At 71.9% G+C, this 24,003-nt stretch carries 24 protein-coding genes, 2 tRNA genes, 1 other RNA gene and 1 pseudogene; 18 read left to right on the top strand and 10 right to left on the bottom strand.

Translation table 11 applies throughout. The features are described 5' to 3' along the window. Positions 1-129 precede the first annotated feature (129 nt). Both AC3A57_RS10565 and gloB read right to left on the bottom strand, forming a co-directional pair. The gene (locus AC3A57_RS10565; protein ID WP_487578884.1) at positions 130-1,371 is read right to left on the bottom strand and encodes a lytic transglycosylase domain-containing protein; all 1,242 of its coding nucleotides are present in this window, start codon (positions 1,369-1,371) and stop codon (positions 130-132) included. Continuing rightward, entirely contained in the window at positions 1,368-2,156 is a 789-nt protein-coding gene (gene gloB, locus AC3A57_RS10560; protein ID WP_487578883.1) for a hydroxyacylglutathione hydrolase, read from the bottom strand. Before gloB ends, AC3A57_RS10565 begins: the two co-directional genes overlap by 4 nt. A 293-nt stretch (positions 2,157-2,449) precedes the next feature. On the opposite strand from gloB, the gene AC3A57_RS10555 reads away from it, so the two are divergent. From AC3A57_RS10555 to dnaQ, 3 genes are all read left to right on the top strand, one after another. Then, a complete protein-coding gene (locus AC3A57_RS10555) occupies positions 2,450-3,160 on the top strand; it encodes a methyltransferase domain-containing protein (RefSeq protein ID WP_487578882.1) in 711 nt (236 codons plus the stop codon). A 31-nt stretch (positions 3,161-3,191) separates the two neighbouring features. After that, positions 3,192-3,662 (top strand): ribonuclease HI, encoded by a 471-nt coding sequence (rnhA, locus tag AC3A57_RS10550; RefSeq protein WP_343225760.1) that lies wholly within the window; start codon positions 3,192-3,194, stop codon positions 3,660-3,662. Positions 3,663-3,765: 103 nt separating this feature from the next. Beyond that, positions 3,766-4,500: a DNA polymerase III subunit epsilon gene (dnaQ, locus tag AC3A57_RS10545; RefSeq protein WP_487578881.1), complete on the top strand. Its 735-nt coding sequence runs from the start codon at positions 3,766-3,768 to the stop codon at positions 4,498-4,500. Positions 4,501-4,620: 120 nt separating this feature from the next. On the opposite strand, the gene AC3A57_RS10540 is transcribed toward dnaQ, so the two are convergent. Both AC3A57_RS10540 and AC3A57_RS10535 read right to left on the bottom strand, forming a co-directional pair. Beyond that, positions 4,621-5,325: a PP2C family protein-serine/threonine phosphatase gene (locus AC3A57_RS10540; protein ID WP_064746225.1), complete on the bottom strand. Its 705-nt coding sequence runs from the start codon at positions 5,323-5,325 to the stop codon at positions 4,621-4,623. Positions 5,326-5,670: 345 nt separating this feature from the next. Next, positions 5,671-5,761, bottom strand: a tRNA-Ser gene (locus tag AC3A57_RS10535). 130 nt (positions 5,762-5,891) lie between these two features. Between AC3A57_RS10535 and AC3A57_RS10530 the strand changes: the two genes are divergently transcribed. Continuing rightward, positions 5,892-6,299, top strand: coding sequence for a DUF6165 family protein (locus tag AC3A57_RS10530; protein ID WP_487578880.1), 408 nt, complete (start codon positions 5,892-5,894; stop codon positions 6,297-6,299). Between the two features lie 28 nt (positions 6,300-6,327). Here the strand turns inward: AC3A57_RS10530 and AC3A57_RS10525 are convergent, their stop codons facing one another. Both AC3A57_RS10525 and AC3A57_RS10520 read right to left on the bottom strand, forming a co-directional pair. After that, complete coding sequence (locus AC3A57_RS10525; RefSeq protein WP_487578879.1) at positions 6,328-6,915, bottom strand: hypothetical protein; 588 nt, start codon at positions 6,913-6,915, stop codon at positions 6,328-6,330. 214 nt (positions 6,916-7,129) lie between these two features. Next, complete coding sequence (locus tag AC3A57_RS10520; protein WP_487578878.1) at positions 7,130-8,215, bottom strand: glycosyltransferase family 9 protein; 1,086 nt, start codon at positions 8,213-8,215, stop codon at positions 7,130-7,132. A 21-nt stretch (positions 8,216-8,236) separates the two neighbouring features. On the opposite strand from AC3A57_RS10520, the gene AC3A57_RS10515 reads away from it, so the two are divergent. The 8 genes and pseudogenes from AC3A57_RS10515 (at position 8,237) to AC3A57_RS10480 (ending at position 14,020) form a co-directional block, all read left to right on the top strand. Continuing rightward, positions 8,237-8,986, top strand: a complete 750-nt coding sequence (locus tag AC3A57_RS10515) for a 3-deoxy-D-manno-octulosonic acid kinase (RefSeq protein ID WP_487578877.1) — start codon at positions 8,237-8,239, stop codon at positions 8,984-8,986. 29 nt (positions 8,987-9,015) lie between these two features. Beyond that, positions 9,016-9,771, top strand: a complete 756-nt coding sequence (locus tag AC3A57_RS10510) for an MBL fold metallo-hydrolase (protein ID WP_487578876.1) — start codon at positions 9,016-9,018, stop codon at positions 9,769-9,771. 60 nt (positions 9,772-9,831) lie between these two features. After that, positions 9,832-10,830: a GTP 3',8-cyclase MoaA gene (gene moaA / locus AC3A57_RS10505; RefSeq protein ID WP_487579233.1), complete on the top strand. Its 999-nt coding sequence runs from the start codon at positions 9,832-9,834 to the stop codon at positions 10,828-10,830. A 41-nt stretch (positions 10,831-10,871) separates the two neighbouring features. Continuing rightward, on the top strand, positions 10,872-11,594 hold the full coding sequence (locus AC3A57_RS10500; protein WP_487578875.1) for a phytanoyl-CoA dioxygenase family protein: 723 nt from the start codon (positions 10,872-10,874) through the stop codon (positions 11,592-11,594). Further along, positions 11,591-12,067: pseudogene (moaC, locus tag AC3A57_RS10495) on the top strand (cyclic pyranopterin monophosphate synthase MoaC); the annotation flags it as partial. The gene AC3A57_RS10500 and the pseudogene moaC, both read left to right, overlap by 4 nt. Positions 12,068-12,240: 173 nt before the next feature. Beyond that, positions 12,241-12,483 (top strand): MoaD/ThiS family protein, encoded by a 243-nt coding sequence (locus AC3A57_RS10490; protein ID WP_487578874.1) that lies wholly within the window; start codon positions 12,241-12,243, stop codon positions 12,481-12,483. 3 nt (positions 12,484-12,486) lie between these two features. Further along, the gene (locus AC3A57_RS10485) at positions 12,487-12,909 is read left to right on the top strand and encodes a molybdenum cofactor biosynthesis protein MoaE (RefSeq protein ID WP_487578873.1); all 423 of its coding nucleotides are present in this window, start codon (positions 12,487-12,489) and stop codon (positions 12,907-12,909) included. Between the two features lie 109 nt (positions 12,910-13,018). Further along, positions 13,019-14,020 (top strand): YncE family protein, encoded by a 1,002-nt coding sequence (locus AC3A57_RS10480; RefSeq protein ID WP_487578872.1) that lies wholly within the window; start codon positions 13,019-13,021, stop codon positions 14,018-14,020. Between the two features lie 146 nt (positions 14,021-14,166). On the opposite strand, the gene ffs is transcribed toward AC3A57_RS10480, so the two are convergent. After that, positions 14,167-14,263: signal recognition particle sRNA small type (gene ffs, locus AC3A57_RS10475), an RNA gene on the bottom strand. Positions 14,264-14,419: 156 nt separating this feature from the next. On the opposite strand from ffs, the gene AC3A57_RS10470 reads away from it, so the two are divergent. Further along, positions 14,420-15,154, top strand: coding sequence for a metallophosphoesterase family protein (locus AC3A57_RS10470; RefSeq protein WP_487578871.1), 735 nt, complete (start codon positions 14,420-14,422; stop codon positions 15,152-15,154). A gap of 262 nt (positions 15,155-15,416) precedes the next feature. Here AC3A57_RS10470 and AC3A57_RS10465 read toward each other — a convergent pair whose 3' ends face one another. Further along, positions 15,417-16,691, bottom strand: coding sequence for a glycosyl hydrolase family 28-related protein (locus AC3A57_RS10465; protein WP_487578870.1), 1,275 nt, complete (start codon positions 16,689-16,691; stop codon positions 15,417-15,419). 493 nt (positions 16,692-17,184) lie between these two features. On the opposite strand from AC3A57_RS10465, the gene AC3A57_RS10460 reads away from it, so the two are divergent. From AC3A57_RS10460 to AC3A57_RS10445, 4 genes are all read left to right on the top strand, one after another. Continuing rightward, positions 17,185-17,730, top strand: coding sequence for a hypothetical protein (locus AC3A57_RS10460; RefSeq protein WP_487578869.1), 546 nt, complete (start codon positions 17,185-17,187; stop codon positions 17,728-17,730). Then, the gene (locus AC3A57_RS10455) at positions 17,727-19,424 is read left to right on the top strand and encodes a GAF domain-containing protein (protein ID WP_487578868.1); all 1,698 of its coding nucleotides are present in this window, start codon (positions 17,727-17,729) and stop codon (positions 19,422-19,424) included. Before AC3A57_RS10460 ends, AC3A57_RS10455 begins: the two co-directional genes overlap by 4 nt. A gap of 165 nt (positions 19,425-19,589) precedes the next feature. Beyond that, positions 19,590-20,147: a hypothetical protein gene (locus AC3A57_RS10450; RefSeq protein WP_487578867.1), complete on the top strand. Its 558-nt coding sequence runs from the start codon at positions 19,590-19,592 to the stop codon at positions 20,145-20,147. A gap of 6 nt (positions 20,148-20,153) precedes the next feature. Next, a complete protein-coding gene (locus tag AC3A57_RS10445) occupies positions 20,154-20,480 on the top strand; it encodes a hypothetical protein (protein WP_487578866.1) in 327 nt (108 codons plus the stop codon). On the opposite strand, the gene AC3A57_RS10440 is transcribed toward AC3A57_RS10445, so the two are convergent. Both AC3A57_RS10440 and AC3A57_RS10435 read right to left on the bottom strand, forming a co-directional pair. Further along, positions 20,477-20,830, bottom strand: coding sequence for a hypothetical protein (locus AC3A57_RS10440; RefSeq protein WP_487578865.1), 354 nt, complete (start codon positions 20,828-20,830; stop codon positions 20,477-20,479). The genes AC3A57_RS10445 and AC3A57_RS10440 overlap by 4 nt on opposite strands. Positions 20,831-21,146: 316 nt before the next feature. Further along, positions 21,147-21,239: transfer RNA gene (locus AC3A57_RS10435), tRNA-Ser, on the bottom strand. 289 nt (positions 21,240-21,528) lie between these two features. Between AC3A57_RS10435 and dnaX the strand changes: the two genes are divergently transcribed. Beyond that, complete coding sequence (gene dnaX / locus AC3A57_RS10430) at positions 21,529-23,994, top strand: DNA polymerase III subunit gamma/tau (RefSeq protein WP_487578864.1); 2,466 nt, start codon at positions 21,529-21,531, stop codon at positions 23,992-23,994. Positions 23,995-24,003: the final 9 nt, after the last annotated feature.

Genomic DNA, 24,003 nt, shown 5'->3' with positions numbered 1-24,003 from the left:
ATTCGCCCCAACCCGGCCGAGCGTCTGCATGGGGGCGGGCGATAGGCGCGGACCGCGCCGATCGCCTGCGGCGCTAGCGCAGTTCGCTGGCGCCTGCGCAGTCCTCCCTGGCTCCGACCCGGCCGGGGCTCAGTCCTGCTTGCGCCCCGGCGCGTCGATCAGCAAGGCCTGGCCCGGCTTGAGCACGGCCTTGGGGCTCAGGCCGTTGCGCTGCAGCAGGTCGGCGACGCGGATCCGGTAGCGCTTGGCGATGGTCCAGGCGTTGTCGCCACGGCCGACGGTATGGCGGCGCACGGCGCCTGGCTCGCCCGGCGGCGCGCCTTCGGCCGGGGCGCGGGCGAGCGCTGCGTCGGCGGCGGAGCCTTCGATGGCGCTGGCCGGGCTCGAGGGCAGCGCGCCTTCGGCCACGGCCACCTCGGCCGCGACCGGCCCGGGCGAGCCGATCGCCGGCTTGGCCACCGCCAGCAACGGCGCGCGCTTGCCGCCGGAGCGGGCGATGCGGCCGTCGCGGAAGGCCGGGTTCAGGCGCAGCAGCCGGGCCGGGTCCTGGTCGGTGCGCGCGGCCCACTCGCCGATGCTGTCGACGTCGGCCGGCACCTGCACCGCCTCCAGCCGCGGCACCGGGCGGTCCAGCGCGGCCAGCCACTCGTCGCGGTCGTCGGCCTGTTCCATCAGGCAGGACAGGGCGTGCAGCTTGCGCACATAGGCGGTGGTGATCTCGGACAGGCCGCTGAGGCTGTCGTGGCGGGTCTGGGCGATCGGCGTGCCGGCGCGCCGTACCGCGTTGAGCACCCGGTACTCGCCGGCGTTGTAGGCCATCACCGTCAGCCGCCAATCGCCGCCGAACATGCCGTGCAAGGTCTTGAGATAGCGCACCGCGGCCTGGGTCGACTCGACCGGCGACAGGCGGCCGTCGTAGCCCTCGCGGATCGGCACGCGATGGTTGCGCGCGGTCATCGCGATCATCTGCCACAGCCCGGCCGGGCCGGCGGCGCTGCGCGCGCCGGGGCGGTAGCCGCTTTCGACGAACGGAATCAGCGCGTACTCGGTCGGCAGGCTGGCCTCGCGCAACGCGTCGACCACGTAGCCGAACAGCGGCAGCAGGTCGTCGTCGGAGCGGGCCAGGCGCTTGGGCGCGGTGGCGAAGTGCTGGCGCCAGCGGCTGCTGACCCCGGGCTCGCAGTTCGGGTCGGCCAGGCCCTCGCGGAAGCGGCGGTAGATCTCGCGGCCGTTGCGGGTGCTGGCGGCGGCCTCATCGACGGCGGGCTCGGCCGCGGCCGCCGGTGCGGCGCCGAGGCCGAGGCCGAGCGCGCAGGCCAGGGCCGCGCCCAGGGCGAGCCGGCGGACGCCTTGCGACGCGGCCGCGTTCACGCCTGGAACCCGTCTTTCCAGCGCCGCAATTCGGCGAAGGCTTCTACCTCGTCGGCCGGCGCGCGGCCGAGCCGGGCGGTCAGCGAACGCAGCACCGCGGCTTCGCGGCTGCGCAGGAAGGGGTTGGTCGAGCGTTCCTCGGCGAGCGAGCTGGGAACCGAGGGGCGTCCGGCGTTGCGCATGGTCTGGGCCTGTTCGATGCGGCGCCGCAGCGCCGGATTGTCGGGTTCGACCACGCGCGCGAAGGCGGCGTTGGCCAGGGTGTATTCGTGTCCGCAACAGACCCGGGTGTCGTCCGGCAGGGCGGCCAGCCGGGTCAGCGAGCTCAGCATCTGCGCGGCGGTACCTTCGAACAAGCGGCCGCAGCCCAGGCTGAACAAGGTGTCGCCGCTGAACAGCAGGCGCTGCCCGTCTTGGCCGCTTCGGTCCAGGTAATAGGCGACGTGGCTGCGGGTGTGGCCGGGCACGGCCAGGACCTGCAGGGTCCAGCCGGCGACGTGGACCCGCAACCCGTCGTCGACCCGCACCGTGGCCTGGTCGATGCGTTCGTCGTCGGGAGCGAACACCGGCAGGCCGGGCCAGCGCTCGCACAGCGCGGCGGTGCCGCCGATGTGGTCGTTGTGGTGGTGGGTCAGCAAGACCCCGACCGGGCGCAGGCCGTTGGCGGCCGCGGCCAGCACCGGCGCGGCGTCGCCCGGATCGACGATCAGCGCGGTCTCGTCGTCGCTGCCGCATAGGGCCCAGATGTAATTGTCGCTGAGGGCGGGCAGGGCGAGCAGCCGCATGGTCGGTCTCCTGGCGGACGCCGGCGGCGCGCCGTCGGCGGGTGGCTGGGCTGGTCCGGCCGGCGCCGCAGGCGCACCGTCCGGGCGAGAGCCAGCCGCGGTCGGGGCCGGCCCTGGGCCGGCCGCCGGTCGGTTCGCGGGGAGGGCGGCTCGCCGCCGCCGGCGATGGCCGGACCACGCCGGCGTAACCGCGATCTGCGACCATGGCGGCGAACTCCGGCTCCGTCCGGGCGCCGCTTTCGGCGCCGCCGACGGTCCCCGCCGGTTCCGCCCCGTCCCTGCGAGACGCGACCATGCCCGCCCTGTCCCACGGCCGTCAACCCGAAGTCGACCCCGCCGGCGCCCTGCGCTGGTTCGGCGAGGTCGCCGGGCAAGGCCTGCTCGAGGTCGAGGCGGCGGCGATGAGCCGGGTCCTGGCGGCCAGCCCGGCCTTGCCCTGGGCCTGGTTCGGGCTGCCCGCGGCGTCGGCGCCGGGCGGGCGCGGGGTGGCCCTGCGCCGCAGCCGCTATGGCTTCGACGGCGCGGTCCGCTGCCGGCTGCCGCTGCCGCTGGCCAGCGAGGCCTTCGGCGCGGTCCTGCTGCAGCACGTGTTCGACGACGGCGCCGACCCGCGGCCGCTGCTGGGCGAATGCGCGCGGATCCTGGCCCCAGGCGGGCGGCTGTGGCTGGCGACCCTGAACCCTTGGAGCCCGTATCGGCTGCGCTGGGCGCGCAGCGGCCTGACCGCCCGCGATGCCGGCCACTGGCAGGCGATGCTGCGCAGCTCCGGCTTTTCCTCCGATGCGGTCAGCCTGCAATGGCTGGGGCCGCGCTGGCGGGTCGCCCACGGCGACGCCGGGGTGGCCGCGGCCGATGTGTTCCGCGCCGGAGTCGCGCTGAGCCTGACCAAGCGCGTGCATGCGGCGATTCCGCCGCCGCGGCTGCAGCTGCTGCGCTGGCAGGGCAGCGGCGGACTGATTCCGCGCGCCCAGCGCGGCTCGACCCGGGGCGCGCAACGGCGATAATGTCCGGCTGCCGTTCAAGAGAAACCGCTGCGTGAGCCAAACCAGTCCGGGCGCCGACAAGCTCGTGGAAATCAATACCGACGGCGCCTGCCTCGGCAACCCCGGCCCCGGCGGCTGGGCCGCGCTGCTGCGCTACAAGGGCCGCGAGCGCGAGCTGTCCGGCGGCGAGCCGGACACCACCAACAACCGCATGGAGCTGATGGGCGCGATCATGGGCCTGGAAGCGCTCAACGAACCGTGCAAGGTGGTGCTGACCACCGACTCGCAGTACGTGCGCCAGGGCATCACCCAGTGGATCAACAACTGGGTGCGCAAGGGCTGGAAGACCGCCGGCGGCGACCCGGTCAAGAACCGCGACCTGTGGGAGCGCCTGCATGCCGCGAGCCTGCGCCATTCGATCGAGTGGAAATGGGTCAAGGGCCATTCCGGCGACCCGGACAACGAGCGCGTGGACACCCTGGCGCGGGTGCAGGCGGAGCGGCTGCGGCCCTATCGGCCGTAAAGCTGGGAAATAGCGGAGAGGAGATAGGAGATAGCGAAAGCGGCTCCGCTCCTGCTTTCTATCTCCTAACTCCTATTCGCTCGCTCCTGGCTACAATCCCCCCATGCGCCAAATCATCCTGGACACCGAAACTACCGGCCTGAGCTGGGAACGCGGCAATCGCGTGGTCGAAATCGGCTGCGTCGAGTTCGTCGAGCGCCGCCCGACCGGCCGCACCTACCACCAGTACATCAAGCCCGATTGCGAGTTCGAGGCCGGCGCGCAGGAAGTCACCGGCCTGTCGCTGGAGCGGCTGGCCAACGAGCCGCGCATGGAGGAAGTGGTCGAGGAATTCCTGGCCTTCATCCAGGGCGCCGAGCTGATCATCCACAACGCGGCGTTCGACGTCGGCTTCCTCAACAACGAGCTGTCGATCTGCGGCGCCCAGTACGGCAAGCTCGCCGACCACGTCAGCAACATCGAGGACTCGCTGCTGCTGGCGCGGCAGCGCTTCCCCGGCCAGCGCAACTCGCTGGACGCGCTGTGCAAGCGGCTGGGCGTGGACAACTCGCACCGCCAGTTGCACGGCGCGCTGCTCGACGCCCAGATCCTCGGCGAGGTCTATATCGCCCTGACCTCGGGCCAGGAAGAGATCGGCTTCGGCGACACCGCGGTGGCGGCGCAGGAGGCCCAGGTCAGCCTCCAGGTCGACCTCGGCGCGGCGCGGCCGCGGGTGGTGGTGCACGCCGACGAACTGGCCGCGCACCGGGCGCGGCTGGAAAAACTGCGCAAGAAGGCCGGCAAGTGCGTGTGGGACCAGGTCCTGCCGGAGCCGGCGCTGGAAGCGGCCGAGGCCTGAGCCGCGCGAGCCGCGCACGCAAAGCGCGCGCCGGTCCGCGGCGCGGTTTTGGAAATGTTTGGAATTTCTTAGGTATTCGGGCGTTCGTCTAAAAGCGCCCGTCGGCCGGGCCGGCGCGGTTCAGTGGCTGCGCACCAGCACCACGGTGACGTTGTCCGAACCGCCGCCGTCCAGGGCCGCGGCGACCAGCGAATCGACGCATTCCTGCGCGCTGCAATCGTTGTGCGCCAGCACCCGGGCGATGCTGCGGTCGTCGACCTCTTCGGTCAGGCCGTCGCTGCACAGCAGCAACTGCATGCCCGAGCGCAGTTCGCCGGTCATGGTCTCGACGTTGAGATTGCGCGGATCGGTCACGCCCAGGGCCTGGGTCACCACGTTGCGGTGCGGGTGGCTGCGCGCCTGCTCGTGGGTGATCGCGCCGTTGGCGATCAGCTCCTGGACGTAGCTGTGGTCCTGCGAGAGCTGGGCCAGGTGGCCGTCGCGCCACAGGTAGACCCGGCTGTCGCCGACCCAGGCCACTTCGAAGCGGTTGCCGGCGATCCGCGCGGCGACCACGGTGGTGCCCATCGGCAGGGCTTCGTTGCGCCGCCGCGACATGCGGATGATCTCTTCGTCGGCGATCCGGATCGCCTGCGCCAGCGCGGTGCCGTTGCGCACTTCGCGCACGATCACCTCGCGCGCCAGCGCGCTGGCGACCTCGCCGTATTCGTGGCCGCCCATGCCGTCGGCGACCAGCCACAGCCCGAGTTCGCTGTCACCGTAGTAGGTGTCTTCGTTGAGTTCGCGGCGCAGGCCGACGTGCGTGAGGTGTCCGAATTCGATCATCTGCCGGTCGTGCCGTTCGCGTCCGTCGTGTGCGCCAATGCAATGAACGGAATCATCGCGGTCCAGCGGCCGCGTAGCAAGAAAGCGTGATCCCTGCACGGCTTCATGCCCGAGGCGGGATGAAGGCCGTGTATGCGTTCGATAACGTCGCCCGGCTGCCGGCGTGAGTCGGCGTGCATGCAGCCAAGCGCAGCGGGCAGCCTGGCCTGCGCCGGCCCAACCGGCGATGAAGCGCGCCGCGACCCTCGTCGGAGCGGACCCGCGCGCGGTCGCGTGGACGAACGTGCCGTCGGGCGCATCGCCAAAAACAAAACGGGCCCCGAGGGGCCCGTCGTGTTGCGTATCTGGCGGAGAGGGGGGGATTCGAACCCCCGGTACGCTATAAACGTACGCCTGATTTCGAGTCAGGTACAATCAACCGCTCTGCCACCTCTCCGGGTGCGTGCGAGCCGAGAATGATACGGGGTGCAGCGCCCGCCGACAAGCGCTTCGTGCCGGGCCGCCCGGCGACCCGGATCGCGGCGGGCTACACTAGCCGCCCCTACGCTGACGAACGGCTGCGCGACATGTCCGAAATCCTGGTTCCGGTGTCCTTTGGCGAACTGCTCGACAAGATCGCGATCCTGCAGATCAAGTCCGAGCGCATGAGCGACGAGGCCAAGCTGGTCAACGTGCGCAACGAGCTGACCGCGCTGGAGAAGACCTGGATGGCGCACCCGGCCGCCGGCCACGACATCGTCCGCCTGCGCGCCGACCTCAAGGCGGTCAACGAGCGCCTGTGGGTGATCGAGGACGACATCCGGATCAAGGAAAAGCGCCAGGAGTTCGACGCCGAGTTCATCCGCCTGGCGCGCTCGGTCTATGTCGAGAACGACGAGCGCGCGCGGGTCAAGAAGCAGATCAACATCGCCCTGGGCTCGACCTACGTCGAAGAGAAGTCCTACCAGGACTACGGCAGCGGCCCGATCGGCTGAGGGTCGCGCCGCGGGCCGCGCCCGCGGCTCAGTGGCGGCGCGGATCCAGCGCCGCCTCGTACAGGCGTTGCTGCAGGCTGGCCGGATGGGTGGTCGCGTCCGGCCAGGCCGGCTCGCTGCGGCCGCGGCTCGGCGCGGCGATGCCGAGCCCGGCGAACAGGCGGGCGAAATCGCCCGCCTCCGCCGGGTCGGCGCGGCCGAATTCGCCGAGCAGGGCCTCGATCAGGTGCCGTCCCGGCAAGAGCTGGAAGCGCCCCTGGGCATCGAGCTTGACGATCGGCGCCTCGTGCAGCGATCGCTGCTCCGGGCCGTGCCAATAGCCGATCACCTCGCCCTCGTCGTTCTCGATCACGAAGCTGATGTAGGCGCTGACGCCCTCGATCGCGGCGCAGCGCGCGCGCACCATCGGATCGGCCAGGTCGGCGCGGCTCAGATAGCCTTCCGGGTCGAGCAGGGCGGGCTGGTAGTCGTGATCGATCACCGTGCAGCCCAGTTCGGCGAGCAACTGCAGCAACGGCGGATGCTGGCGCCGCCACAGGCGCAGCAGGGCCTCCAGGTCGGCGGGCAGGGAGCCGGGCGGCGGCGCGTGGAAACCGGCGTAGGCGGCCGAAGCCATGGGCAGCGTCTCGTTGGGGACGGTTCAACGTCGCATCGGGCCGTGTCGGTCAGACGACACCGCACCTTCTTCAACGCAAAACCCGGCCGATTCGGGCCGCGCCGGCGGTCCGGGCGGGATGCGGCGGGGGTTCGGCGAGCAGGGTATACGTAGCCGTATGGAGTAGAAGCTCGGCCAGCGCCGGCCGGCGGCCAACCGGGCCGCTGGCCCGTGCTCAGGCGCCCGCTTGCGCCGGGTGGTCGGCGCGGTAGCGCTCGAACGCGGCGATGCCGTCGTCGACCGTGATCAGGTCCATGACTCCGTCGTGCTCGATCTTGCGGCCCCAGCCGATCTCGGCCGCGGGCTTGCCCAGGTACTTGCGCGCGGCGTCGTCGTAGCGGTCGGCGCAATAGCGGCGGTCGCTGTAAGGCCCGCTGCGCGCCGGATTGCTGGCCGCGTGCAGGCCCAGCACTTTGGTGCCCATGGCGTTGGCGATGTGCATCGGCCCGGAGTCGGGGGTCATCAGCAACTGGCCGCGTTCGAGCAGGGCCGGCAGTTGCTTGAGGGTGTCCTTGCCGACCAGGTCCAGCGCGGGATGGCGCATCGCGGCCAGGATGGCGTCGGCGGTGTCGCGTTCGAGCTGGCTGCGGCCGCCGCAGAGCACCACCCGCCAGCCGCGATCGGCGGCGTGGTCGGCGACCGCGGCATAGCGTTCGTTGCGCCAGTTGCGCAGCACGTGGCTGGAGCAGGGCGAGATCAGCAGGGTCGGCACGCCGTCCTGCGGCCACTGCGCCCGCGCCCACTCGCGCGCCTCGTCGGGCACCGGCAGGTCCCAGCGCACTTCGGTCTGGCGTAGCCCCAGCGGTTCGCAGAAGCTGCCGATCGCGTCGAGCACGTGGATGCCGGGGCGATCGGCGATGCGTTCGTTGACGAACAGGCCATGCAGGTCCTTGGAGCGGGCGCGGTCGTAGCCGACCCGGCGCCGGGCCGGAACGAAGGCCGACAGCAGGTTGGCGCGCGCGGCGACCTGCATCTGCAGCAGCGCCTCGAAGCGCCCGTCGGGCAGTTCGCGCTGGCGCAGCGCGCGGCCGACCGCGCGCATGCCGGCCCAGCCGGTCTTCTTGTCGTACTCGACGAACTCGACCCCCTCCAGGCCGTCGAGCAGGCGTCGTTCGCCCTTGCCGATCAGCCACACGATCGAGGCCTGCGGGCGCGCCGCGCGCAGGGTCCGCACCAGCGGCACGACATGGGTCACGTCGCCCAGCGCCGACAGGCGCAACAGGCACAGGGAAGGCGAAGAACTGAGAGGCGATTGGCTCACGTGCTTGTTAGACTCGGACGGATGACGGGTTATGACGCCGCCGAGGGACTGACGCCGTACCGCGACGACAGCGGCTACGGTGCGATTCTGTTCGACCGCGAGCGGGTGCAGCAAGCGCTGCCGGAGTGGTTCTCGCCCGCGCATTGGGGCGCCAAGGCGCGTCCGGTCGACAGCGGCGGTCGCGGCGGGGCCTGGTTCGTGGACGCGCCGTTCGGCCAGGCGGTGCTGCGGCGCTACCTGCGCGGCGGCCTGGTCGCGCGCTTCAACCGCGACCGCTACTGGTGGCAAGGCGCCCACCGCACCCGCAGTTTCGCCGAGTTCCGCCTGACCCGCGAGGTCGCGCGCAAGGGCCTGCCGGTGCCGATGCCGGTCGCGGCCTGGTACCGGCGTGACGGACTGCACTATTACGCGGCGATCCTGATCGAGCGCCTGAACGACGTGCGTTCGCTGGCCGACCGCGCCGCGGTCGCCGGCGACGGCGCGCCCTGGGAGGAGGCCGGCCGGCTGATCGCGCGCTGCCACCGCGCCGGGCTCGACCACGCCGACCTCAACGCCACCAATCTGTTGTTCGACAGCGGCGGTCGCGGTTGGGTCATCGACCTGGACCGCGGCGCGATCCGGATCCCGGCCACCGCCTGGCGCGAGCGCAATCTGGCCCGGCTGCTGCGTTCGCTGCTGAAGCTGCGCGGCGCGCGTTCGCCGGCCGAGGTCGAGCGCGATTTCGCCCGACTGCGCACGGCCTATGACCGCGCCTGGGAACGTGGTTACTGAAAGAGTGTTCGGTCAAGGCGAGGGTGGGCATGAGTTGGCGGTTGCGTCTGCACGGCGTCGGCAATGCGTCGGCGGTGGAATTGGGTTCGGCGATGGCGACGCTGGAGCGCGACGGCGAGCCGTGGCTGACCGTCGACTGCGGCGGCGAAGGCCTGACTGCGTATCTGGCCCACTACGGCCGGATGCCCGAAGCGCTGTTCGTCACCCACACCCACCTCGATCACGTCGCCGGCTTCGAACGCTTGTTCGTCGCCCACTATTTCGATCCGCGCAAGCGCGGCAAGGTGCGCCTGTACGTGCCGGCGCCGGTGGTGCCTTTGCTGCACCAGCGCGTGGCCGACTACCCCAACGTGCTGGCCGAGGGCGGGGTGAACTTCTGGGACGCGTTCCAGCTGGTTCCGGTCAGCGGCCATTTCTGGCACGACGGCCAGCGCCTGGAAGTGTTCGCCACCCGCCACCATTGGCCCGACAGCGCCTTCGGCCTGCGCCTGCGCGGCAGCGCGATCTGGACCGGCGACACCCGGCCGATTCCCGAGGTACTGGCCAAGTACGCCGACGCCGGCGAACTGATCGCCCACGACTGCGCCCTGCACGGCAACCCCTCGCACAGCGGCATCGAGGACCTGGAGCGCGAATACCCGCGCGAGTTGCTGAACCGCTGCGTCCTGTACCACTACGGCAGCCGCGAGGAAGGCGACGTGCTGGCCGCGCGGGGGTATCGTGTGGGCAGGCCGGGCGAGGTGATCGAGCTGGCCGAACCCCATCCGACCCAGGTGCCGTCCTAGGTGAATGCCGTCGCAGCGCAGGAGCTTGCCGCACGGGCCGCTGGCGAAGCGGCGCCGGCGCTGCCGCTCGACCGGCTCGGCCGGCCGCTGCGCGACCTGCGCCTGTCGCTGATCGATGCCTGCAATTTTCGCTGTCCGTACTGCATGCCGGCCGATCGGGTCGGCGACGACTACGGCCTGGATGCGGCCGGGCGGCTGAGCTTCGACGAGATCGAAACCCTGGTGCGCGGCTTCGTCCGCATCGGGGTCAGCAAGCTGCGCCTGACCGGCGGCGAACCCCTGCTGCGCAAGCGTCTGCCCGAACTGATCGCGCGCCTGGCGGCGATCCCCGGCCTGGACGATCTGGCCCTGACCACCAACGGCTCGTTGCTGGCGCGGCAGGCGAAGGCCCTGCGCGAGGCCGGCCTGCGCCGTCTCACCGTCAGCCTGGACGCGCTCGACCCGGCCCTGTTCCGGCGCCTGTCCGGCGGCCGCGGCGAGGTCGCGCAGGTGCTGGCCGGGATCGATGCGGCGCATGCGGCCGGGTTCGGGCCGATCAAGCTCAATTGCGTGGTCCAGCACGGGGTCAACGAAGACCAGGTGCTGCCGTTGGTCGAGCGCTTCCGCGCCGGCGGCGACGTGCTGCGCTTCATCGAATACATGGACGTCGGCAACTGCAACGGCTGGAGCCGGGCCGGCGTAGTGCCCTCGCAGGCGCTGCGCGACCGGATCCACGCGCGCTGGCCGTTGCGCGCGCTCGACGCCAACTACCGCGGCGAAGTCGCCTCGCGCTACGGCTTCGTCGACGGCGCCGGCGAGATCGGCTTCGTCTCCTCGATCAGCGCGCCGTTCTGCGGCGACTGCCATCGCGCCCGGGTCTCGGCCGACGGTCGTCTGTACACCTGTCTGTTCGCCGCCGAAGGCAGCGATCTGCGCCCGCCGCTGGCCCAGGGCGAGGACGCCTTCGCCGCCCACCTGGCCCGGCTGTGGTCGCAACGCGGCGACCGCTACAGCGAGTTGCGCGCCGCCGACGCGCCGCGCCCGCGCCGGCACGTGGAGATGTTCCTGATCGGCGGTTGAGCGCTGCGGCGCAGGTCGTGCGGAGCGGGCACAATCCAGGCATGAACGCGATCGCCGCTGCGCATGTCCAGCCGACGGGGGCGCAGCGATTGCGCAGCCAGGGTTTCCTGCTGTGGCCGGGCGCGCTGTCCGGTGCGGACCTGGCGCGGGCGAGCGCGCAGGCCGATGCGGCGGTGCAGGGGCTCGACGAGGCCGAGGCGGGCAGCCGCGATCTGCTCGCCGATGCCGGTTGCGCGGCCTGGGTGGCGCCCTTGCGGCGCCTGCTGGCGGCGTCGGGCGTGCTCGACGCGGACGCCGTCGCGGTGCAAGCCAGCCTGTTCCGCAAGAGCGCGTCGCGCAACTGGAAGGTCGCCTGGCACCAGGATCTGTCGGTGCCGGTCGCCGAGCGCATCGAACATCCGCAGTTGCGCGGCTGGTCGCGCAAGCAGGGGGCGGATTTCGTCCAGCCGTCGGTGGGATTGCTGGAGCGGCTGACTGTGGTGCGCCTGCACCTGGATCCCTGCGGCGGCGGCGACGGTCCGCTGCGGGTGGTGCCGGGCTCGCACCGGCACGGGCGTTTGCGCGCGCCGCAGGCGCAGGCCTTGCGCGCCGCCGCGGGCGAAACCGAATGCAGCGCGCAGCCCGGCGATCTGCTTATCATGCAACCCTTGCTGCTGCATGCCTCGTCCAAGGCGGTCCGACCGCAGGGCCGGCGGCGGGTGCTGCATTTTCTGTTCGGGCCGCGCGAGCCGGGGTACGGACTACGCTGGAGTGTGACGATTTGAGCGCCGATTCCGCCCTGACCCATATCGATCGCGACGGCCGTCCGGCGATGGTCGACGTGTCCGCCAAGGCGACCACCGCGCGCGAAGCCGCGGCGCGTTGCCGGGTGACGTTTCCGGCCGCGGTCGCCGCGCAGTTGCGCGCCAGCGGGTTGCGCAGCAAGAAGGGCGCGGTGATCGATACCGCGATCGTCGCCGGCACGATGGCGGTCAAGCGCACCCACGAGCTGATTCCGTTCTGTCATCCGCTGCCGATCGACGGCTGCCGGATCGACATCGGCTGGGACGGCGAACGCAGCCTGGCGATCGATTGCGCGGTGCGCACCACCCATCGCACCGGGGTCGAGATGGAAGCGTTGACCGGGGCCACGGTCGCGGCGCTGACCGTGTACGACATGTGCAAGGCCTTGTCGCATGCGATCGTGCTCGGCCCGGCGCGGCTGCTCGGCAAGCGCGGCGGCAAGCGCGATTTCGGCCGCCCGGGATTCGCCGAAGACGCCGCCGCGGCGGCGAAGCCGCGCCGGAGCGTCGCCAAGCGGGCGGCTGTGGCCAAGCCTGCCGCAGCCAAGACCGCCGCAGCCAAGGGCGCCGCCGGCAAGCCCGCCGCCGACAAGCCGGCCCCGGCGCGCGCGCGCCGCGGAGGCGCCGCATGAGTCGGCTGACCGTGATGTATTTCGCCAGCCTGCGCGACGCCGCCGGCGTCGCCAGCGAAACCGTCGACACCGACGCGGCCGACCTGCGCGCGTTGTACCAGGCCTTGCGCGCGCGCCACGGTTTCGCCCTGCCGGTGGAGCGGCTGCGGGTCGCGGTCGACGGCGCCTTCGCGCGCTGGGACGACGCGCCGCGCGCGGGCAGCGAAGTGGCCTTCATTCCGCCGGTGTCGGGAGGCTGAGCGATGACCCGGTTCCGATTGTCCGAGCAAGCCTTCGAGATCGCGCCGCTGCGCGAGCGCCTGCTCAGCGAACGCGCCGGCGCCTACGCCAGCTTCGAAGGCTGGGTGCGCGACCACCACGGCGGCCGCGCGGTGGCCGGCCTGCGCTACGAAAGCTATGCCGCGCTCGCCGCCGCCGAAGGCGAGCGGGTGCTGGAGGAGGCGCTGGAGAAATTCGCCATCGTCGACGCCTGCTGCGTGCACCGGGTCGGCGAACTGGCGATCGGCGAACTGGCGGTGTGGGTCGGGGTCAGCGCCGCGCACCGCGACGCCGCCTTCGCCGCCTGCCGCTACATCATCGACGAGACCAAGCGGCGGGTGCCGATCTGGAAGCACGAGCGCTACGCCGACGGCGCCGCCGACTGGCTGCATCCCGAACCGCCGTAAACGCCGGCGCGCGAATGCGACGCAGGTGCGCGGCCGCTGGCTGGCGTTGCGCTAGGCTGCGCTCGACGCCGTCGCGCGCTGTCGCGAACCCCATCGGAGCCGGACCGCCATGCGCTTGCGATTGCTGGGACTGGGTTTGTATCTGCTGATCGCGCCTGCGGCCGCGGGCGAACTGCTGGTCGGCAACAAGGCGGCCGATACGGTCTGGCGCCTGTCGCTGGACGACGGCCGCAAGCTCGGCGAATTCGCCAGCGGCCACGGCCCGCACGAAATCGCGGTCGACGGCGCGCTGGCGGTGGTCGCCGATTACGGCGACAAGGACGCGCCCGGACATACCCTGACCGTGCTCGATCTGCAGGCAAGACAGGCGCCGCGGCGGATCGAGCTGGGCCGCCATGGCCGCCCGCACGGCCTGCGCTTCCTGCCCGGCGGGCGCGAACTGCTGGTTACCGCCGAGGCCAGCGCGCACTTGCTTCGGGTCGACGTCGCCAGCGGCCGGATCGTCGCCGAGATCGCGCTCGGCGAGGGTCGCGGCCACATGGTCGCGCTGAGCGCCGACGGCGCCAGCGCCTACGTCAGCAAGATCGACCGCGGTACCCTCAGCCGCATCGACCTGAACGACAACCGCAAGACCGCCGAAGTCGCCGCCGGGGCCGGCGCCGAAGGCCTGGCGGTGCGGCCCGGCAGCGGCGAAATCTGGGTCGGCAACCGCGATGCGGGTACGGTGACGGTGCACGACCCGCGCGACCTGTCGGTCCGCGCGACCCTGGACAGCCCGGGGTTTCCGATCCGGGTCGCGTTCACCGCCGATGGCCGCTACGCCCTGGTCAGCAACGCGCGCGCGGCGACGCTGTCGGTGTTCGACGCGCGACGCAAGCGCCTGCAAGCGCGCATCGCCTTGGCGCGCGAGGGCGCGCAGTACCGCGACACGCTGCTCGGCCGGGCCGCGTTGCCGATCGGGGTCGTCGCCGATCCGCAGCGGCCGCGCGTTTATGTCGCGATCAGCGGCGGCGACGAGATCGCGGTGATCGATCGCCGCCGCTGGCGGGTGACGGCGCGTTGGCCGACCGGACGCGAGCCCGATGCGCTGGCGGCGATGGCCGGGCCCTGAAGCGCGGCCAGGACGCGAGGCGTCCGATTCGGGCGCGCCGGTCCGGCAACGATGCGCGTAGGCGCTTCAGCGCGGTGCGGGCGAGTGGGGCGGGGGCTGCGGCTGGAGCGGCGCGGCCGCGGTTTGCGGCCCGGAAAAGGCGGCGGCCCCGCAAGCGTGACTCCGGCGCCCGAATCAGTCGATACCGTTGCTGCCTTCCGGCCCTGGCGGGGTTTTCGACCTATCGTCGCGGAGGCGCCAACGGGGCCACCATAGACTCGGCGATGCGCGGGCGCGTCGCGAGGCCCGGCATTCTGCCTGAGCCCCCGCCGCGACGCAATCGCGGCGCCGGCCGGCGTTCAGCGCGGCCGGCCCGGAATGAGCCGCAAGGACGGACCGGTTCGGCCGTAGAATCGGCGCATGCGCCTGGCAGTGCTCTCCGATATCCACGGCAACCTCGCCGCGCTCGAGGCGGTGATCGCCGATTTCCGCGCCTGCGGCGTCGAGCGCGCGGTCGATTTGGGCGACCTGCTGTCCGGGCCGCTGCAAGCGCGCGAAACCGCCGATCGCCTGATCGGCCTGGGCTGGCCGACCATCGCCGGCAATCACGAGCGCCAGGTGCTGAACGACCCGCCCGAGCGCATCAGCGCCTCCGACCGCCATGCCGCCGGCGAACTGCGCGCCGACCAGCGCGATTGGCTGCGCAGTCTGCCGCCGCGCCTGCGCCTGGACGATGAGGTGCTGCTGGTGCACGGCACCCCGGCCAGTGACTTGGAATGTTTTCTGGAAACCGTCGATGCCGGCGGCATGCGCGCGGCCAGCGTCGCGGAAGTCGCCCGGCGCGCCGGCGCCGATCCGGCGCGGCTGATCCTGTGCGGCCACAGCCACGTGCCGCGCGCCGTGCGGCTCGACGACGGCCGCCTGGTGGTCAACCCCGGCAGCGTCGGCCTGCAGGCCTACGCCGGCGAACACCCGCATCCGCACCGGGTCGAGAACGGCACGCCGCAGGCGCGCTACGCCATCGTCGAACGCGACGCCCGCGGCTGGCAGGCGCAGCTGCTGCAGGTCGACTACGACTGGGGCGCGGCGGCGGCGCTGGCCCGGCGCAACGGCCGCGAAGACTGGGCCCGCGCGCTGCAGACCGGCCGGGTCTAGACGCCCGCAAAGGTTCATCGCGCGCTGGTTCCCGGCTCCCTGTAGCAGCGGCGTAAGCCGCGACACGGGACGCCCGGCGCCCGCACCGCCCTTCGCCCCTCGAAATCGAAGCAAGCGCTTTCAGAGCAAGGCGCACGTCCTGTGCGCCGCTCCCAGGATTCGCGATCGTTCTTAAGGCCGCCGTTCGGCGGATTCGTCGGCGCAACGGCCGCCGAGTCTTCGCTCCAAGCGGCGGCGCGATCCGCGATCGCATCGGTTCACATCAACGCTGCACCACGAACGTCGCCGCGGTCGCGTTCAAGGTGTTGCATTGCTCGAACAACAAGCGGTCGCGGTTGACCGTGGCATAGGACTCGTGCCGGCCCATCAGCTGGCAGGACTGCCACTTCACGAACGGCATGTCGCCGTTGCGCGGGCGGTAGGTGACCGGGAACGACACCGGGCCGACCGAGGACACGTGCGACCAGGCCGCATCGGTGCAACTGATGAAGGTCAGGCTGCCGTTCTTGGCGTCCCAGCCGCAGTTGAGCAGCTTGCTGCTGGTCGAGCGCAGCTCGAAGCGCACGCCGATCACCACCAGGGTCTTGACCGTGTTGGAGTGGCTCTGCGCCGGCAGGTCGAAGAACACCGACGGCACCTGCGGGTCGGTATTGGTGTGAATCCACGAGCCGCCGTAGACGTTGATGTAGCCGCCCTTGGCGAAGCGCAGCAGGGTGCCGCTCTTGTACTCGAACTTGCAGTCGCGGAACCAGAAATTCAGGAACTGGTCCTGCTGGGAGAACTCCGGCGACATGCCCGAGTGCAGGAAGGCGTCGCTCAGCACCACGTCGTTGGTCAGGTGGCAGCGGTTGAACGACCACTCCGAATTGAGGTTGGAATCGCTGGGGCCGTCCAGGCCGATGATGCGCTCCCACGGCCCGCGCCATTCGACGTCGTCGAAGGCGAAGTCCTGGTTGGAATCGTTGACCGCCGACCAGGCGAACAGCCAGCTCAGGCCGGCGCGCGCCGAGCGGAAGCCGATCTCGCGCACCCGGAACTGGCGCAGGCGACCGGCCGCGGTCATCAGGTTGTTGTTGAAACGGTCGCCGCTGACCAGCGGCGCGTCGAACAGGATTTCCGAGCTGCGCTTGCCCTGGCCCTCGATCACGTAGTTGCGCAATTGCGGGCCGACCATCGGCAGCAGCGCGTCGGCCTTGGTCACCCGGTACACGCCGGCGGGGAAGTACAGATGGTGGGTCAGCCAGCCGTTGCTGTTGACCGAGGCGAACACCGCATCGCGCGCGCGTTCGATCGCCGCGGTGTCGTCGGCGCTGCCGTTGCCGAGCGCGCCGTAGTCCTTGACGTTGACCCGGCCGTCGGCGGGCAGCGCCAGCGCGCCGGCCGTGGCCGTCGTGCGGCGCGGGCTCGGTGCGACCGCTGCTGCGGCGGCCGCGCCGGCGCCGGCGGTGGCCGCGGCCATCAGGCCGGCGGCGCCGATCAGATGGCGGCGCGAACGCGAAGTCGGAGTGGCGTCGTTGCCGGAAGTTTTCTTGCTCATGAGAATCCTTTGTAGTGGATGCGCCCGCGAGGGCGAGAGGCGCGACGGCGAACGCGGGTGGGGCCGGTGCGTCGCAAGCCGCGCGCAATCTAGGCGCGCCGCCTCGATGGAATTGCGATCAGCAACGCAGTTCGCCCATGCGACTGCGATGGCAGTTGTAACGAACGGTTGTAGTGAGTCCGCAGTCGCGCTCCGTCCATGCGCCGACGCGCCGCACTGCGACCGCCGGTCGCCGATGGAAGGCGCTGGCGGTCGTGCGCCGTGGGCGAGCGGCGCCGTCGCCGGCGCGCAGCGCGGTTCGGCCGCCGCGTCGGCGAGGCGGCGGCGGTGCTTGGTCGCGGCGCCGCCGATCGGGCCGAATCGGCGGGTTTCGCCAACGCGTTGGCAGTGCGGGGCTGAACGCTTCAGTCCCGCGGCGGCGGCGCGGCACCGGCGCTGGCCGGCACCGGCGTAATGCGTAGACTGTCTCTCTTTGCCCAGTTCAGCCGTCGAATTGAATACGCTGCAAATCGAGTTGCGGGCCGCAACCGCCGCGCAACACGCCCATCTCGATCGCTTGATGGCCGGTGGGGTGGCCGACCGCGAAGCCTATGCCCGGTATCTGCGCGGCATGTCGGCCCTGGTCGCGGCGCTGGCGCCGGCGCCGGCCGAACGCTCGGCGCACGCGTTGTGGGCGACCTGGTTCGACCGGCGACGCCTGGCGCTGCTGGCGCAGGATCTGCAGCGGCTGGGCGCGGCGCCGGTCGCGCCGCCGCTGCCGGCCTTGCCGGCCAGCTGGTGGATGGGCGGCAACTACGTCCTGGAAGGCTCCGCCCTGGGCGCACGGCTGCTGTTGCGCGACGTCGCCCGCCTGCGCCAGGCCGCGCCGGATACGCCGCTGGCGTTCCTCGAGCACCACGCCCAGCGCAGCCAACGCTGGCCGGGATTTCTCGCCGCCTTGGCCGAGCTGCGCGGCTCGCTGCGCGAGGACGCCGGACGCGGCGCTCGCCATGCCTTCGGCCTGGTGGCCGACGCCATCAACCTGAAGGAGCATGCATGATCGATCCCAAGCTGCAGGCCGCGTACGACGAGTGCGCGCGCGAGCCGATCCACCTCAGCGGCGCGATCCAGCCGCACGGCGTCCTGCTGGCGTACGCGCCGCGCACCGGCCGTCTGGTGGCGGTATCGGAGAACGCCGGCGACTTGTTCGGCCGCAGCGCCCAGGAACTGCTCGGACAACCGATCGAGGAGTTGTTCGAGCTCCACGCGATGCAGCGCATCCAGGCCAGCGCGATGGGCTCGCATCCCGGCGATTTCCCGCGCCTGGCGGGGCTGATCAACGCCGGCGAATGGGGACGGCTGCATTACCTGTCGGTGCATGTCTGGAACGGGCTGATCCACGTCGAACTGGAGCCGGCGCCGGCGCGCCCGGCCGAGCCGGACGCGCACGCGATGATCGCCAGAGTCGACGCCGGCGACGCCTCGCAGCCCTTGTTCCGCGCCGTGGCCGAGCAGGTGCGCGAATTGACCGGCTACGACCGGGTGATGGTTTACGCCTTCCGCCACGACCATTCCGGCGAAGTGGTGGCCGAATCCCTCGGCGGCCAGCTCAGTTCCTACCTGGGCCTGCGCTTTCCGGCTTCGGACATTCCGCCGCAGGCGCGGGCGCTGTATCTGGCCAACCGTCTGCGAGTGATCCCGGACGCCGGCTACGCGCCGGTGCCGGTGCATTGCGCGGCCGGCGCCGCGCCGCTGGACATGAGCTTCGACCTGCTGCGCAGCGTGTCGCCGGTGCACCTGGAGTACCTGCGCAATATGGGCGTAGGCGCCTCGATGTCGATTTCGCTGATCGTCGATGGCCGGCTGTGGGGCTTGATCGCCTGCCATCATCCGCAGCCGCGTCCGGTCGACGCCGCGCAACGCATCGCCGCCGACGTATTCGGCCGTTACGTCTCGCTGCTGCTGAGCAGCCGCGACCTCAAGCGGGTCGGCGCCGCCGAATCGGCCGCCCGCGCGCACCGGGTGCGCCTGGAACAAGCGCTCAGCGACGGCGCCCCCGGCCTGCGGACCTTGCGCGACCAAGCCGGCGTCCTGCTCGGCGCTTCCTGCGCGCAAGGCCTGGCCTTGGTCGCCGGCGACCAGCGGGTGCTGGCCGGCGAGTGCGTGGACGAGGCGGCGGTCGAGGCCGCCTTGGCCTGGGCGCGGGCGAATGCCGGCCACGAAGCGGCGGGCAGCGCCGACCGTGCGGCCTGGAACCCGTCCGGCGAGGGGCCGGCCGGACTGTTCGCGGTGCCGTTGGAAGGCGGCACCCTGGGCTGGCTGCTGTTGTTCCGCGAAGAGCAGATCGAGCACGTGCGCTGGGCCGGCGCGCCGTCCGACGCCTACCAGCTCGATGCCGGCAGCCTGAAGATCGGCCCGCGGGCGAGCTTCCAGGAATGGAACCAGACCGTGCGCGGCACCTCCGAGCCGTGGACCGACGAGGACGCCGAGCGCGCCGAACGCCTGCGCCTGCTGTTGCTGCGCTATCTGCACGCGCCAACCAGCGAGCCGGCCGAGCGCGACACCGGCGGCCGCCTGGTGCGCCTGGACGCCTACGGCCACCGGCGCCGCCTGACCCGCCTGGCCAACCTGCTCGCCGACGCCGCCGATCACCTGGATCCGCAGCAGCGCGAGCGCATGAGCGGCCTGATCGGCGAACTCGAGGCGATCGTGTCCACGCCGGCGAACCTCGGCGAACGCCAGGCCGCCGGCTGACTGGGCGGTCGTGTTCGCGCCGGCGTCATCGCCTGCCGACGCCGTCTTCATGTTCCTGGCGCCGCACTGTCCGCGCGGCGTCGTTTAACGACATGCCGATTGGCATCGGCCGGCAATCGCGGCTCCATAGAGGGGCCGCGATCGGCGGCGCGAGCGGGACAGGGCATGAAGGCGTGGCAGCGCGAGCACGACCTCAACGCATTGCAGGCACTGGCGAACCTGATCGCCGCCCTGCTGCGCCGGGCGGAACTCGCCGCCGAGGATTGCGGCGAGGCCGAGATCGAGTGCGCGCAGGCCTGCGCGGCCTTGGATGCGGCCTTGCTGCGGCAACTGGCGGCGCGCGACGGCAGCGAACGCGCCGCGACCGAGTTGAGCGCGCGCCTGCGCGCCGCCGAGGCCGAACTGGGCGAATGGCTGTACCTTGCATCGCCCGAGGCGGGCTCGCGTTTGCGCCTGCAGCGCGCCGCGATCCGCGAACTGCAGGCCTTGAAGCTGCACATCGACGACTACCTGCTGTTCCGCGATGCGCCGCGCCTGGGCGAGCGGATCGAAGCGCTGGCGCGCGCGACCGACCGCCTGCAGCGCCAGCGCGGCGCCAACGCCGCTTTCCAGGCCCATGCGCGCGCCGCCGGCCAGTCGTTGCGCGCCGCGCTGCAGGCACTGGACGGCGCCGCCGAACCGCAGAACGACGACCGCGAACCGAACCAGCGCCAGCGCGCCTGAACTCCGATGCGCAAGCCGTTGCTCACGCCCGATGCACGCTACCTGATCGTCGAGCGGCGCCTGTGGCGCGCGAGCGATCCCGGCTTGAGCGCCGACCGCCGCCAGCTTCTGACCGATGAGCTGATGGATGCGCGCCGCGCGGTGCGCGCCGCCAGCGACGATCCAGTCGCCTTGCGCCAAGCCCGTACCCGGGTGCACGCGGCGAAAGTGTCCCTCGGCGAACGCGGCCCGGTGTGGTGGCGCGACGGCGCGCCGGATTACAACCGGTACCTGGTCAAGAACACGCCGTATGCGGCCTGGTACGCCGCGTTGCCCGCACCGCCGCCGGACTAAGCGGCGAATTCCTCGAACGGCAGCGGCAGCGGCGAAAGCAGGAACGAGAGACCGTCCTCGAGCTGCTTGACGTGCCACAACACCACGCCCTCGCTGCCCACGTCCGCGTGCCGCGGGAACGCGAACGGCGGCAGCCACAGCAACTGGATCGTGCCGTCGCCGTCCCAGCCCTGTTGCCGAAACCGCTGCCCGGCAATGGCCAGGTAGGGCGCCGCGTCGCCTTCGATGAACTCTCCCGGATCGAGCAGGAAATGCAGATTGTCGATCCACTCGAACACGTACGCCTCGAAGGCGAGCAAGCGCTTGGGCGGGTAAGCGATGACCTGTTTGCCGGGAATCGAAAACGCCATGGCTGCTTCCTGTGACGGAGCTTCGAGCGTATCGAAGTCAGTGTAGGCGCTGCATTAGCCGGGCGAGCGGAGCGGGGAGCCGCCGCTACAGCGCGGGCGGGCGTAACAGGCAAGCCGCGCCCCGCTTTCGACGCAGCGACGTGGGTCAGGATGGCTCGCGCGCCGCGCCGCGCCGCGCCGCGGTCGCATCGCATGCCGCGACGGGTCGGTTTCTGCGGCCCGCGTTCCAGCTTGGTGCTGGATCTGTCGCCGTGACCGCGAGCGCAGGGCATCGAAAAAAGCCCCCGAGCGGACTCGGGGGCTTCTTCGCGTCAACTGGCGGAGAGAGGGGGATTCGAACCCCCGAAGCGCGGTTTAGACGCTTACACACTTTCCAGGCGTGCTCCTTCAACCACTCGGACACCTCTCCGTGATCTGGCGGTCCGCCTGGGCGGGCCGTTCAGAGCCGGGAATTCTAGCCTTGCAGGGCCCTGGGGGACAAGCTGGGCGGCGGCGGGGCGGTCTCTGTCCGGGGCGGGCGGCCCGGGACCGGTGTGTGGCGGTCGGGTCGCGCCCTCGCTCCGAGGGGCGGGCGTGAGGGGCCGGCGTGGCACAATGGATAGGTCTCCCCCGCGTCGCGCCGGCCTCCGCTAGCGCGCGCCGTCGCGCCGCGGCGTTACTCTGGCGCTTCGTCCGCAGGCCTCATCGCAAAGGATCCGATGTCGTATCTCGTCCTCGCCCGCAAGTGGCGCCCCAAGCGTTTCGCCGAACTGGTCGGGCAGGAGCACGTGGTGCGTGCGCTGACCAACGCGCTCGGCACCGGGCGCGTGCACCATGCCTTCCTGTTCACCGGCACCCGCGGCGTCGGCAAGACCACCATCGCGCGGATCTTCGCCAAGTCGCTGAACTGCGAGCGCGGCACCTCGGCCGATCCCTGCGGCGAGTGCGCGGCCTGCCTGGACATCGACGCCGGGCGCTACATCGACCTGCTCGAGATCGACGCCGCCAGCAACACCGGCGTGGACGACGTGCGCGAGGTGATCGACAACGCCCAGTACATGCCCAGCCGAGGCCGGGTCAAGGTCTACCTGATCGACGAAGTCCACATGCTGTCGAAGTCGGCGTTCAACGCGCTGCTGAAGACGCTGGAGGAGCCGCCGGGCCACGTCAAATTCCTGCTCGCCACCACCGACCCGCAGAAGCTGCCGGTGACGGTGCTGTCGCGCTGCCTGCAGTTCAACCTCAAGCGCCTGGACGAGCAGCAGATCGGCGGGCAGATGACCCGGATCCTCGCCGCCGAGCAGATCGGCGCCGACGACTCGGCGATCCGCCAGTTGGCCAAGGCGGCCGACGGCAGCCTGCGCGACGGTCTGTCCTTGCTCGACCAGGCGATCGCCTACGGCGGCGCCGGCGGCGACACCCGCCTGGAGGGCAGCGCGGTCGCGGCGATGCTGGGCTCGGTCGACCGGGCCCGAGTCGGCGCGGTGCTGGCCGCGCTCGGCGACGGCGACGGCGCCCGGCTGATGGCCGAGGTCGCGACCCTGGCCGAGTTCTCGCCCGACTGGGGCAGCGTGCTGGAGTCGCTGAGCGACGCCCTGCACCGGATCCAGGTCCGCCAACTGGTGCCGGAAGCGGCGGTCGAGGCCGACGGCGTCGACGTCGACGCGCTGGCCGCGCAATTGCGGCCGGAGGTGGTGCAGCTGTGGTATCAGATGAGCGTCAACGGCCGCCGCGACCTGCCGCTGGCGCCGAGCCCGCGCGCCGGATTCGAAATGAGCGTGCTGCGCATGCTCGCCTTCCGCCCGTCCGGCGCGGCCGAACCCGGCCCGGCGCCGGGCTCGGGCGGGCGCAACGAGCCCGCGCGCGGCCGCGACGCCGCCGCCCAGGCGGCTGCGGCGATGCGCGAAATGGGCGCCGGTCCGGTACGCGAGTCCGCGCCGTCCGCAGCGCCCGCTGCGGCGGCGAAGGCCTCGGTCGCGCCGGCCGTGCTCGATCCCGCGCCGGTCGAACCCGCGGCGCAAGCGCAACCGGCGCGCGACGCGTCCGGCTCCGGACCGTCGCCGCGTTCGGCCGCGCCGTTGGAAGCGTCGCCGTTCGGGGCGGCGCCGTCCCAGCCGAGGCCGGCCGAGCCCGCGCCGGCCCGCAACGAGCCGGCCCGAATCAAGCCGGCACCGATTGAGCCTGCGCCCGCGCCGGCCGCCGCTGTGCCGGCGAGCGAAGCGCCGCTGTGGCCGGACGAAGAGCCGGCGCGCCGGGCCGAACCGGCGCACCCGCCGCGGCCGGTCCACGCGGTTCGCGAGGAAGCGCCGCTGTGGCCGGAGGACGATGCGCTGCCGCGGCCGGCGTCGGGCAGGTCGGAGTCTGGCCGGTCGGAATTCGATCGTACGGAGCTTGCTCGCGGCCAGTTGGGCGGTGAGGGACGGGCTCATGAGGAGTCTGCACATGAGGAGCAGGCTCATCAGGAGCAGACCCATCAGAAGCAGGCCCATCAGGAGCCGGCCTATCACGATCGGGCCCATCAGGAGTCGGCGCGCCCGGCGCCGGCCATCGAGCTTGTCCCGGTCGAACCCGACCCGATCGGATCCGTCCCGGCCGAGTCCATCCATACCCAGTCGCAGCCGGCACGGGTCGAACCGATCGCCGCCGAGCCCGAACCGCGCGCGCCCGCAGTCGCGGTCGCGCTTCCGCCCGGCGTGGTGCCGGACGAAGTGCCGCGCGAAGACATGTTCGCCAGCCAGGCGCCGCGTGCGTCCGAGTCGATCAGGATGCCGGCGCGCGCCGGCGCGGGCGGCGGCATCGCCGACGCCGACGCCTGGCACGCCCTGGTCGAGGCCAGCGGCCTGCGCGGCCCGGCGCGGATCCTGGCCGAGCATTCCGGATTTCTCGGCTATGCCGACGGCGTGCTGAGCCTGTCGCTGGGCCCCAACGACGACCACTTGCGCGCGCCGGCGTTGATCAAGATGGTCGCCGACGCGCTGGCCCAGCGGCTCGGCGCGGCTCCGCAGATCCGCTTCGAGACCGAGGCCGGCGGCGAGTCGATGCATGCGCGCAACCTGCGCGCGCGCGACGAGCGCCAGGCTGCGGCCGAGGACATGTTCATGAACGATCCCGACGTGCGCCGGCTGATCGACGTTCACGGCGCCAAGCTCGTGCCGGACTCGATCCGCCCCTACGACGAGCCCTGAGCCCTTGCG

It is taken from the genome of Lysobacter sp. Soil_C_15, from assembly GCF_057657315.1.
Note: the sequence above shows the minus strand (reverse complement) of the source record. Positions and strands in the feature narration are given on the sequence as shown.